This is a genomic window from Streptomyces yunnanensis (assembly GCF_029011865.1).
GTDB classification, from domain to species: Bacteria; Actinomycetota; Actinomycetes; order Streptomycetales; family Streptomycetaceae; genus Streptomyces; species Streptomyces yunnanensis.
Genome location: NZ_CP095749.1, coordinates 7731301 through 7744617, shown reverse-complemented (window position 1 = coordinate 7744617; position 13317 = coordinate 7731301). Strand labels below are relative to the sequence as shown.

The window sequence follows — 13317 nt, the reverse complement described above, 5'->3', positions numbered from 1 at the left end:
TCGGTGGATGGGCCAGCCCCGGGAAAGGCCCTTGCCCTTCCCGGGAATTCCTCAGGACTTGCCGGTCGGCCGTGCCATGCGGCGCAGCGCCGGTCGTTTCTTGGCGGCGGTCCGGGGTTCCTCCGCCATCCGCTCGACCAGTCCGGCGACGGTCGGTGCGGTGAAGAGCGTGCCGATCGCCACTTCGGCGTTCAGCTCGCTGCGGATGCGGCTGACCAGGCGGGTGGCGAGGAGCGAGTGCCCGCCGAGGTCGAAGAAGCTGTCGTCGATCCCGACCCGGTCCACGCCCAGCACCTCGGCGAACAGGCCGCAGAGCACCTCTTCCTGCGCAGTGCGCGGGCCCCGGCCACCGGCGGTGGCCGCGTAGTCCGGCACCGGCAGTGCCTTGCGGTCCAACTTCCCGTTGGGGGTCAACGGCAGCCGGTCCAGCACCATCACCGCGGACGGAACCATGTACTCGGGCAGCCGCTCGGCCAGCCGCTCCCGCGCCGCCTTCACCACCGCACCGATACCGCGAGCGGCACCGGGACTGTTCACCCAGGGACCACCCGAGCCGGCCGGAACGTAGACCCCCGACAGTGCGGCCCGACCCGAGTCGCCCGCAAGGACGACGGCGTCGAAGAGGGCCACGGACCGCGACGACCAGGTGGTGACGATCCGCAGACCGCACTCCGCACCCTGGGCCACCAACTCCTCCGGATCGACCGCCGGGCCAAAGTCGACCGCGTCCAGACCGTCCAACCGACGCTCGACGGCGACCTCGGCCACCAGACGGGCATTGGGGATACCCGTGACACGAACCGGCACCTCCAGCACCGCCGGATCCAACCCCGGCGTCCAAGCAACCCGCGGCACAGCCCCGACATCCAACACCTCCCCCGGCACCTTGTGCAGCACCACCTCATAACGATGCCGGGTCAACTCATTGTGGTAATCACCCCGCTTCAACCGAATGTCCACCGCCCCCACCCGCACATCCTCAGACGCCAACTCCGTGAAGAACTCCGGCGCCACCACCAGTTCCTTCTCCAGCAACACCGCACGATCGACGACCGCACGGGCCGACGCACCACGGCCGGAATGCACCGCAGCGTGCAACACCCGAAGCGAACCAGCGTTACGGACGTCACCGATGACCAGACGGCCACCCGGCACCAACAACCCCAACGCCCGATCGACCACACGAGCCAGATACTCCCCATCCGGGAAGTACTGCACCACCGAGTTGATCAGAACCGTGTCGAAATGACCGGCAGGCAAACCCTCGACCACATCCGCGGCTTGGCACCGTAGCCGGACCCGGTCGGACAGGCCCGCCTCAGCCACCTGATGCCGAAGCCGCTCGATGACCGCACCCGAGAGGTCCGTACCCCAGTACTCGTCCACTCCCCCGGCCAGATGCCCCATCAACAGACCGGAACCCACACCGATCTCCATGATCCGGCTGCCGCCGAGGTCGCGTACGCGCTGGACGACGGCATCGCGCCAGGCACGCATCTGGTCGAGGGGAATGGGCTTGCCGGTGTACGAACTGTCCCAGCCGCCGAAGTCCTCACCGAAACCGCCCGAGCCCGCACCGGCATACACCGAGTCGTAGATCTCGCGCCATTCGCCGACCTGGGCGTCCCCGGCGGATGGCGCCTCCTCGACGACTCCGGCCTTGGCCGCCGCAGCCAGGTCCGGGACGACGTAGGCCGCCAGACGCTGGTCACCCGGAACATCCTCACGCGCCAGCACGACCGCCTGACGCACACCCTCCGAAGCCGTCAACAACGACTCGATCTCACCAGGCTCGATACGGAAACCACGGACCTTGACCTGCTCGTCCGCACGCCCCACATACTCCAACTGCCCATCGGCCCGCCACCGCGCCAAGTCACCCGTGCGATACATCCGCACCCCCACCTCAAACGGCGAAGCCACAAACCGCTCCGCAGTCAGGGCAGCCCGACCGGCATAACCACGCGCCAGACCCGCACCCGAGGCATACAACTCACCCACCACACCCACCGGGACCGGACGCAGCGCCTCATCGAGGACATAGGCGCGGGTGTTGGCGACGGGGCGGCCGATGGGTACCACGCCGCCGGAGAGGGCGCCGCTCATCGAGATGGCCACGGTCGATTCGGTCGGGCCGTAGGCGTTGACGACGCGGCGGCCGGCGGCGGCCCAGCGGGCCACCAGCTCCGGCGGAGTCGCTTCGGCACCGACGACCAGGCACGTGAAGTCGGTGAGTTCCCCGGCCGCCTCGGCGGGCAGGGTGGCAACCACGGAGGGCGGGATCAGCGCGTGGGTGATCCGCTGGGCGGCCAGAAGGTCGCGCAGGGCCTCGCCCACCAGGCGCCCGCTGTCGGGCACCACCAGGGCGGCGCCGGCGGCGAACGTGACCACCAGTTCCCACACGGCGGCGTCGAAGCTCGGCGAGGCGAACTGAAGGACGCGGCTGCGGGAGGTGGCTCCCAGGCGCTCAAGCTGGGTGTGCGCCAGGCTGGCCATGCCGCGGTGGGACACCACCACGCCCTTGGGGAGGCCGGTGGAGCCGGAGGTGTAGATGACGTAGGCCGGGTTCGCCGGGTCCACGACGACCTCGGGGTCGGTGTCCGGGAAGCCGGACAGGTCCCGGGCCGACGCCTCGGCACCCAGGACGAGCAGCGGCGCCGCGTCGGCGAGCATGAAGGCGCGGCGTTCGGCCGGGTAGGCCGGGTCGAGGGGCACGTAGGCACCACCGGCCTTGAGGACGGCCAGGACCGCGATCACCATCTCGGCCGAGCGGGGCAGTTCGACCGCCACCAGCTTCTCCGGGCCGACGCCCTGGCCGATCAGCCAGTGCGCGAGCCGGTTGGCCCGGGCGTTCAACTCGCCGTAGGAGAGGACATGTTCACCGTTGATCAGCGCGGTGGACGCCGCGTCCCGCCGTGCCTGGGACGCGAAGAGCTGGGCAAGGGTCGCCCCGGGCACCTCGGCGGCGGTGTCGTTCCAGACAGTGAGCAGCTGCGCGCGCTCGTCGTCCGAGAGCAGCGCCACCTGGCCGATCGGCAGCGACGGGTCGGCCACCACCTGCTCCAGCAGCCGCACCCACCGGGCCAGCAGTCCCTCGACGGTCGAGCGGTCGAAGAGGTCGGTGGAGTACTCGATGGTGCCGGTGACGCCCTGCTCGCCTGCGCGTTCGGCGAGGCTGAGCAGCATGTCGAAGCGGGACCGGCCGATGCCGACCTCTTCGGGGCGGACCCGCAGATCCGGCAGGTCGAAGTCGCCTTCGGGGGCGTTCTGGAGGACCAGGGCGACCTGGAAGAGCGGGTGGTGGGAGGTGGAGCGCTGCGGGTTGAGCAGCTCCACCAGGTTCTCGAACGGCACGTCCTGGTGGGCGTAGGCGGCCAGGCTGGCCTCCCGCACCCGCCCCAACAACTCCTCGAAAGCCGGATCGCCCGAGGTGTCGGTACGCAACACGAAGGTGTTGACGAACAACCCGACCAAGTCATCCAGTGCCTCGTCCGTGCGGCCGGCGACACCACTGCCCAGCGGGATGTCGGTCCCCGCGCCGAGGCGGGTCAGCAGCGCCGCCATACCGGCCTGCAACACCATGAAGACGGTGGTGTTGGTGCGACGGGCCAGCCGCACCAGGCGCTGGTGCAGGTCGGCCGTCATGTCGAACTGAAGGTGGGTGCCGTCGAACGAGGCGACGGCCGGGCGGGCGCGGTCGGCGGGGAAGGTGACCTGCTCGGGCAGCCCGTCGAGCTGCTTGCGCCAGTAGCCGACCTGCTGGGCGTAGAGGCTGTCCGGGTCGGACTCGGCACCCAGCAGCTCACGCTGCCACAGGGTGTAGTCGACGTACTGGACGGGCAGTTCGGACCACCGCGGGGCCTCCCCCTGCGCACGGGCGGTGTAGGCGGCGACGAGGTCGCGCGCTATCGGCCCCATCGACCAACCGTCACCGGCGATGTGGTGCACCAGCAGCAACAGCACGCTCTCGTCCGGTCGGATCTCGAACAGCCAGGCACGGACGGGGATTTCGGCGGCGAGATCGAAGCCGTAGCGGGCCGCCTCCTCCAGTGCCCCGGGCAGCTCCGTCTCCGTCACCGGGCGGCGCTCCCAGTCCAGCTCCACCCGTTGCATATCGAGCACCGACTGGTGCGGTTCCCCGTTGATCTCGGGGAAGACAGTGCGCAGCGACTCGTGCCGGCCGATGAGGTCCTTCAGCGCGCCGCGGAGCGCCTCCGCGTCCACACCGCCCGACAGGCGCAGCGCCAGCGGCATGTTGTAGGTCGCCGAGCGGCCCTCCAGCTTGTGCAGGAACCACAGCCGGCGCTGCGCGAACGACAGCGGCACCACGTCCGGCCGCGCCATCGGCACCAGTGCGGTACGCGTTCGGCCGTTGCCGGTGAGGCGGGGCGCCAGACCGGCGACCGTGGGGGCCTCGAAGACCGCGGCGATCGGGACTTCCACGCCGAGCGCGCTGCGGATGCGGCTGACCAGGCGGGTGGTGAGGAGCGAGTGCCCGCCGAGGTCGAAGAAGCTGTCGTCGATCCCGACCCGGTCCACGCCCAGCACCTCGGCGAACAGGCCGCAGAGCACCTCTTCCTGCGCAGTGCGCGGGCCCCGGCCGCCGGCGGTGGCCGCGTAGTCCGGCACCGGCAGTGCCTTGCGGTCCAACTTCCCGTTGGGGGTCAACGGCAGCCGGTCCAGCACCATCACCGCGGACGGAACCATGTACTCGGGCAGCCGCTCGGCCAGCCGCTCCCGCGCCGCCTTCACCACCGCACCGATACCGCGAGCGGCACCGGGACTGTTCACCCAGGGACCACCCGAGCCGGCCGGAACGTAGACCCCCGACAGTGCGGCCCGACCCGAGTCGCCCGCAAGGACGACGGCGTCGAAGAGGGCCACGGACCGCGACGACCAGGTGGTGACGATCCGCAGACCGCACTCCGCACCCTGGGCCACCAACTCCTCCGGATCGACCGCCGGGCCAAAGTCGTCCGCGTCCAGACCGTCCAACCGACGCTCGACGGCGACCTCGGCCACCAGACGGGCATTGGGGATACCCGTGACACGAACCGGCACCTCCAGCACCGCCGGATCCAACCCCGGCGTCCAAGCAACCCGCGGCACAGCCCCGACATCCAACACCTCCCCCGGCGCCTTGTGCAGCACCACCTCATAACGATGCCGGGTCAACTCATTGTGGTAGTCACCCCGCTTCAACCGGATGTCCACCGCCCCCACCCGCACATCCTCAGACGCCAACTCCGTGAAGAACTCCGGCGCCACCACCAGTTCCTTCTCCAACAACACCGCACGATCGACGACCGCACGGGCCGACGCACCACGGCCGGAATGCACCGCAGCGTGCAACACCCGAAGCGAACCAGCGTTACGGACATCACCGATGACCAGACGGCCACCCGGCACCAACAACCCCAACGCCCGATCAACCACACGAGCCAGATACTCCCCATCCGGGAAGTACTGCACCACCGAGTTGATCAGAACCGTGTCGAAATGACCGGCAGGCAAACCCTCGACCACATCCGCCGGCTGAGCGCGCAACCGCACGCGCTCCGCCAGGCCGGCCTCCACAACCTGCACGGACAACCGGTCGATGACCGCAGCGGAGAGGTCCGTACCCCAGTACTCGTCCACTCCCCCAGCCAGATGGGCCATCAGCAGACCGGAACCCACACCGATCTCCAACACCCGCCGACCACCAAGCTCACGCACCCGCTCGACAACCGCATCGCGCCAGGCACGCATCTCACCCAACGGAATCGACTCACCGGAGTACGAACTGTCCCAACCGCCGAAGTCCTCACCGAAGCCACCCGAACCCACACCCGCATACACCGAGTCGTAGATCTCGCGCCACTCCTCCACCTGGGCATCCGCCTCGACATCGACCCCCGCCGCGGCCGCCGCAGCCAGATCCGGGACAACGTAGGCCGCCAGACGCTGGTCACCCGGAACATCCTCACGCGCCAGCACGACCGCCTGACGCACACCCTCCGAAGCCGTCAACAACGACTCGATCTCACCAGGCTCGATACGGAAACCACGCAGTTTGACCTGCTCGTCCGCACGGCCGGCGAACTCCAGCTGTCCGTCGGCGCGCCAGCGGACCAGGTCGCCGGTGCGGTACATCCGCGCCCCCGGCTCGAACGGGCAGGCCACGAAGCGCTCCGCGGTCAGGGCGGCGCGCCCCACGTAACCGCGGGCCACCTGGGCGCCGGTGACGTACAGCTCGCCCACGACGCCCACCGGTACGGGCTGGAGTCCGCCATCCAGGACGAACATCCGGGTGTTCCAAGTGGGCCGTCCGATGGGGACGTTGTGTGTCGGGTCGTCGGTGCTCTGCCAGACGGAGGAGGCGACCTGGATGGTCATCTCGGTCGGGCCGTAGAGGTTGAAGAGAGCGCTGTTCCAGTCCTCGCTGATCCGCGCCGCGAGATCCGGGCGCAGGGCCTCGCCGCTGGACCAGATGCGGCTGACCTGGTGGCCGGCGGGGGGCTGCGGCAGGTTGGCGAGCAGGGAAGGCGGGAACTGGGCAACGGTGACGCCGTGCTCCGCGAGAAAGGCGACCAGTTGTTGCGGGTCGCGGATCACTTCACCCGGCGCGACGCAGATCGCGGCGCCGTTGAGCAGCGGGAACCAGATCTCCAGACCCACGGAGTCGAACCGGACCGAGGTGCGGAACAGCAGTACGTCGCCGGGACCGACCGGGTAGGCGTCCTGCATCCACTGGAGGTTGTTGGCCAGTCCGCGGTGTTCGACGAGTACGCCCTTGGGGAGGCCGGTGGAGCCCGAGGTGTAGATGACGTAGAGCGGGTGGGCGGGGGTGAGCGGGGCGGTGCGGTCGGCGTCCGTCAGGTCCTCGGGGGACTGGCGGGCGACGGCGCCGCGGGTCTCCTCGTCGTCGACGGCGAGGAACGGCAGCTCGTCGTCCAGGGCGTCGAGGCCGCTTCCGCGGGCGATCAGGGCCAGTACGGGACGGGCGTCACGCAGGGTGTACCGCAGCCGCTCGGCCGGGTCGTCGGGGTCGAGCGGGAGGTAGGCGCCGCCGGCCTTGAGCACCGCGAGCAGGCCCACCACGGTGTCGGTGGAGCGGGGCAGCGCCACCGCCACCAGCTTCTCCGGGCCGACACCCAACTCGACGAGATACCGGGCCAGTTGGTTGGACCGGGCGTTCAGCTCGGCGTAGCTGAGGGTGGTCTCGCCGAAGCGCACGGCGGTGGCGTCGGGGGTGCGCCGCACCTGCGCTTCGAGGAGTGCGACCAGGGTGTCCTGGCGGACCTCGACGCCGGTGTCGTTCCACTCCGTCAGTACCTGGTGCCGCTCGGTCTCGGTCAGCAGGCCGGCTCGGCTGATCGGCTCGGCCGGGGCGCTCAGCGCCTGTTCAAGGAGGCGTATCCACCGGTCGAAGAGCCGCTCGACGGTGCACCGGTCGAACAGGTCGGTGGCGAACTCCACCACGCTCTCGATGCCGGCCGGGTTCCCCGCGGCGTCATGGCGCTCGGTGAGCGAGAAGAGCATGTCGAACCGCGCGGTACCGGGGTCCACCTCGGTGGTGTGGACCCTGAGTGCCGGGAGGGTGAAGTCGCCCTGGGCGGTGTTCTGGAGGACCAGCGCGATCTGGAAGAGCGGGTGGTGGGAGGTGGAGCGCTGCGGGTTGAGCAGCTCCACCAGGTTCTCGAACGGCACGTCCTGGTGGGCGTAGGCGGCCAGGCTGGCCTCCCGCACCCGCCCCAACAACTCCTCGAAAGCCGGATCGCCCGAGGTGTCGGTACGCAACACGAAGGTGTTGACGAACAACCCGACCAAGTCATCCAGTGCCTCGTCCGTGCGGCCGGCGACACCACTGCCCAGCGGGATGTCGGTCCCCGCACCGAGGCGGGTCAGCAGCGCCGCCATACCGGCCTGCAACACCATGAACACGGTGCTGTTGGTCCGCCGGGCCAGCTCCGCCATCCGCCGGTGTAGCTCTCCCTCGACGGTGAGCGTGACGCAGGCGCCCTCGTAGGAGGCGACCGCGGGACGGGGCCGGTCGCTGGGGAAACCGACCTGCTCGGGCAGGTCGTGCAGCTGTCGGCGCCAGTAGTCGACCTGCTGGGCAAACAGGCTGTCCGGGTCGGACTCGACACCCAGCAGCTCACGCTGCCACAGGGTGTAGTCGACGTACTGGACGGGCAGTTCGGACCACCGCGGGGCCTCACCCTGCGCACGGGCGGTGTAGGCAGCGACGACGTCGCGGGCCAGCGGCCCCATCGACCAGCCGTCGGCGGCGATGTGGTGCAGCAGCAACAACAGGGTGCTCTGGTCCGCGGCCGTCTCGAACAGCCAGGCACGGACCGGTATTTCAGAGGCGAGGTCGAAGCCGTGGCGGGCCGGCTCTGCCAGGGCGCCGGGCAGCTCCGCCTCGGAGACCGAGCGGTGCTCCCAGCCGAACCGGGCGTCCGCCGGATCCAGCACCAACTGGTGTGGCTCGCCGTCGATTTCGGGGAACACGGTGCGCAGCGATTCGTGCCGGCCGATCACATCGAGCAGCGCGGCATGCAGCGCCTCGGCGTCCACGGCGCCGGTGAGGCGGAAGGCCAGCGGCATGTTGTACGTCGCCGAACGGCCCTCCAGCTTGTGCAGGAACCACAGCCGGCGCTGCGCGAACGACAGCGGCACCACCTCGGGGCGCTCCACCGCGACCAGGGCGGTGCGGGTCCCGCCGCCCCGGTTCAGCAGTGCCACCAGCCGCGCCACGGTGGGCGCCTCGAAGACGTCCTTGATCGGCAGTTCCGTGCCGAGCACGCTGCGGATGCGGCTGACCAGGCGGGTGGCGAGGAGCGAGTGCCCGCCGAGGTCGAAGAAGCTGTCGTCGATCCCGACCCGGTCCACGCCCAGCACCTCGGCGAACAGGGCACACAGCGTCTCCTCCTGCGGAGTGCGCGGGCCCCGGCCACCGGCGGTGGCCGCGTAGTCCGGCACCGGCAGTGCCTTGCGGTCCAACTTCCCGTTGGGGGTCAACGGCAGCCGGTCCAGCACCATCACCGCGGACGGAACCATGTACTCGGGCAGCCGCTCGGCCAGCCGCTCCCGCGCCGCCTTCACCACCGCACCGATACCGCGGGCAGCACCCGGGTTGTTGACCCGAAGACCAGGTGCCGCACCGGGCGTGTAGACACCCGTGAGGACGGGCTCGTTGCTCGTCTCCGCATCCGTCGCCCCGTTCGCCTCCTTCGGGAGGACGACGGCGTCGAAGAGGGCCACGGACCGCGACGACCAGGTGGTGACGATCCGCAGACCGCACTCCGCACCCTGGGCCACCAACTCCTCCGGATCGACCGCCGGGCCAAAGTCGTCCGCGTCCAGACCGTCCAACCGACGCTCGACGGCGACCTCGGCCACCAGACGGGCATTGGGGATACCCGTGACACGAACCGGCACCTCCAGCACCGCCGGATCCAACCCCGGCGTCCAAGCAACCCGCGGCACAGCCCCGACATCCAACACCTCCCCCGGCGCCTTGTGCAGCACCACCTCATAACGATGCCGGGTCAACTCATTGTGGTAGTCACCCCGCTTCAGCCGAATGTCCACCGCCCCCACCCGCACATCCTCAGACGCCAACTCCGTGAAGAACTCCGGCGCCACCACCAGTTCCTTCTCCAACAACACCGCACGATCGACGACCGCACGGGCCGACGCACCACGGCCGGAATGCACCGCAGCGTGCAACACCCGAAGCGAACCAGCGTTACGGACATCACCGATGACCAGACGGCCACCCGGCACCAACAACCCCAACGCCCGATCGACCACACGAGCCAGATACTCCCCATCCGGGAAGTACTGCACCACCGAGTTGATCAGAACCGTGTCGAAATGACCGGCAGGCAAACCCTCGACCACATCCGCCGGCTGAGCGCGCAACCGCACGCGCTCCGCCAGGCCGGCCTCCGCCACCTGCACGGACAGCCGGTCGATGACCGCAGCGGAGAGGTCCGTACCCCAGTACTCGTCCACTCCCCCGGCCAGATGGGCCATCAGCAGACCGGAACCCACACCGATCTCCAACACCCGCCGACCACCAAGGTCACGCACCCGCTCGACAACCGCATCGCGCCAGGCACGCATCTCACCCAACGGAATCGACTCACCGGAGTACGAACTGTCCCAACCGCCGAAGTCCTCACCGAAACCGCCCGAACCCACACCCGCATACACCGAGTCGTAGATCTCGCGCCACTCCTCCACCTGGGCATCCGCCTCGACATCGACCCCCGCCGCGGCCGCCGCAGCCAGATCCGGGACGACGTAGGCCGCCAGACGCTGGTCACCCGGAACATCCTCACGCGCCAGCACAACCGCCTGACGCACACCCTCCGAAGCCGTCAACAACGACTCGATCTCACCAGGCTCGATACGGAAACCACGGACCTTGACCTGCTCGTCCGCACGCCCCACATACTCCAACTGCCCATCGGCCCGCCACCGCGCCAAGTCACCCGTGCGATACATCCGCACCCCCACCTCAAACGGCGAAGCCACAAACCGCTCCGCAGTCAGGGCAGCCCGACCGGCATAACCACGCGCCAGACCCGCACCCGAGGCATACAACTCACCCACCACACCCACCGGGACCGGACGCAGCGCCTCATCGAGGACATAGGCGCGGGTGTTCGTCACCGGCTCGCCGATCGGCATCACGCCGTCGGTGGAGGTGTCGCTCATCGAGACGCAGACGGTGGATTCGGTGGGGCCGTAGGCGTTGACCACCCGCCGGTCCACGGACCAGCCCGCCACCAGTTCGGGCGGGCATGCCTCGCCGGCGAGGACCACCGTTCTCAGCAGGGGCAACGTCGATTCGGCGCCCGCGGGCAGTGCGCCGAGCACCGACGGCGGAAGGGTGACATGGGTGATCTGCTGTCCTTCGAGGACGCTGCGCAGGGCCTCGCCCACCAGGCGGCCGTCCTCGGGCACCACCAGCGCGGCGCCGGAGGCGAAGGCGAGCACCAGCTCCCAGAAAGCCGCGTCGAAGCTGGGCGACGCGAACTGGAGCACGCGGCTGCGGGAGTTGACGTCCAGCCGCTCGGCCTGGGCATGGGCCAGGCTCGCCACGCCGGTGTGGGAGACGACGACGCCCTTGGGGAGGCCGGTGGAGCCGGAGGTGTAGATGACGTAGGCGGGTTGGTCCAGACGTATCGCGGTCCCGGGGTTGTGCTCGGGGAATCCGGAGAGGTCGCGGTGGAGCGCGGTCCCGTCCAAGACGAGGACGGGGTTGGCGTCGGCGAGCATGAACGCGCGGCGTTCGGACGGGTAGTCGGGGTCGAGGGGGACGTAGGCGCCGCCGGCCTTGAGGATGGCGAGGGCGGCGACGGCCATGTCGGCCGAGCGGGGCAGTTCGACCGCCACCAGCTTCTCCGGGCCGACGCCCTGGCCGATCAGCCAGTGCGCGAGCCGGTTGGCCCGGGCGTTCAACTCGCCATAGGTGAGGGATCGTTCGCCGTGGACGAGGGCGGTGGCTGCCGCGTCATGACGCGCCCGGTTCTCGAAGAGCTGGGCAAGGGTCGCCCCGGGCACCTCGGCGGCGGTGTCGTTCCAGGCAGTGAGCAGCTGCGCGCGCTCGTCGTCCGAGAGCAGCGCCACCTGGCCGATCGGCAGCGACGGGTCGGCCACCACCTGCTCCAGCAGGCGCTCCCAGCGGGCCAGCAGCCCCTGGACGGTCGAGCGGTCGAAGAGGTCGGTGGAGTACTCCACGTACGTTTCGATGCCGGTCGCGGCGCCGGCGGGGTCGTGGCGCTCGTACATCTCGACCAGCATGTCGAAGCGGGAGGTGCCGGTGCCGATGAACTCGCTGCGGACCTGGAGCCGCGGCAGCAGGAACTCCTCGGACGGGGCGTTCTGGAGCACCATCGCGATCTGGAACAGCGGGTGGTGACTGGTGGAGCGCTGGGGGTTGAGGACCTCCACCAGGTGCTCGAAGGGGACGTCCTGCCGTTCGTGGGCGGCGACGCTGCGTTCGCGGACCCGGGTCAGCAGCTCGTCGAAGGCGGGGTCGCCCGAGGTGTCGGTGCGCAGCACGAAGGTGTTGACGAAGAGGCCGACCAGGTCGTCCAGTGCCTCGTCGGTGCGGCCGGCGACGCCGCTGCCCAGCGGGATGTCGGTCCCCGCGCCGAGGCGGGTCAGCAGTGCGGCCAGGCCGGCCTGGAGCACCATGAAGACGGTGGTGTTGGTGCGGCGGGCCAGTTCGACGACGCGCTGGTGCAGGGCGGCGTCGAGACGGTGGTCGAGGCGTGCGCCGGTGAAGCGGGCGACGGCGGGCCGGGGGCGGTCCGTGGGGAAGCTGACCTCGGTCGGGAGGTCCGTCAACTCGTCGCGCCAGTAGGAGACCTGGTCGGCGTAGACGCTGTCGGGGTCGTCGGCGTCGCCGAGCTGTTCGCGTTGCCAGAGGGTGTAGTCGGCGTACTGGACGGGGAGTTCGGACCACTGGGGTGCCTGGCCCTCGGCGCGGGCGGTGTAGGCGTTGACCACGTCGCGGGCGAGCGGGGCCATCGACCAGCCGTCGCCGGCGATGTGGTGCAGCAGCAGTAACAGGGTGCTCTGGTCCACGGCCGTCTCGAACAGCCAGGCCCGCAGCGGGAGTTCGGTGGCGAGGTCGAAGCCGTAGCGGGCTGCCTCGCGGAGGGTGTCGGGCAGGTCGGCGGCGGGGACCGGGCGGTGTTCCCAGGTGAAGTGAGCGTCGGCCGGGTCCAGGATCAGCTGGTGGGGTTCGCCGTCGACCTCCGGGAACACCGTCCGCAGCGACTCGTGACGGACGATCACATCGAGCAGTGCCGTGCGGAGCGCCTCGGCGTCGACGGAGCCGGTGAGGCGCAGGGCGAGCGGGACGTTGTAGGTCGCCGAGCGACCCTCCAGCTTGTGCAGGAACCACAGCCGGCGCTGGGCGAACGAGAGCGGGATCAGGTCCGGCCGGGCCATCGGCGCCAGGGCGGCGCGGGCGGTGCCGGCGGCCGCTTCGTCCAGCCGTCCGGCCAGTGCGGCCGGGGTGGGCGAGTCGAAGACGTCCTTGATCATCAGCTCTGCACCCAGGGTGGTGCGGATCCGGACGAGCAGCCGGATCGCGGTCAGCGAGTGGCCGCCGCGCTCGAAGAGGTCGTCCTGGGGGCCTACGTGGTCCACCCCCAGCACCTCCGCGAAGAGGCCGCACAGCACTTCTTCGCGCGAGAGGGATTCCTTGGCGTCCAACTTCTCGCTCCCCTTTTCTTTCCGGACGAGATCCGTCCGACAGGTCATATCCGCCTGGCCGCAAGCCATCTACCGGGGGTCAGCCGGATG

1 protein-coding gene is annotated in these 13317 nt (G+C 70.0%); it reads right to left on the bottom strand.

What is annotated here, in order from left to right; genetic code table 11:
• Positions 1-51: 51 nt before the first annotated feature.
• Positions 52-13275 carry an amino acid adenylation domain-containing protein gene (locus tag MOV08_RS33735; protein ID WP_420834233.1) on the bottom strand — a complete coding sequence of 4408 codons (13224 nt, stop codon included), beginning with the start codon at positions 13273-13275 and terminating at the stop codon, positions 52-54.
• Positions 13276-13317: the final 42 nt, after the last annotated feature.

Coding starts and splice junctions, on each gene's coding strand:
- MOV08_RS33735 (WP_420834233.1), bottom strand. CDS start 13,275: ATGACCTGTCGGACGGATCTCGTCCGGAAAGAAAAGGGGAGCGAGAAG.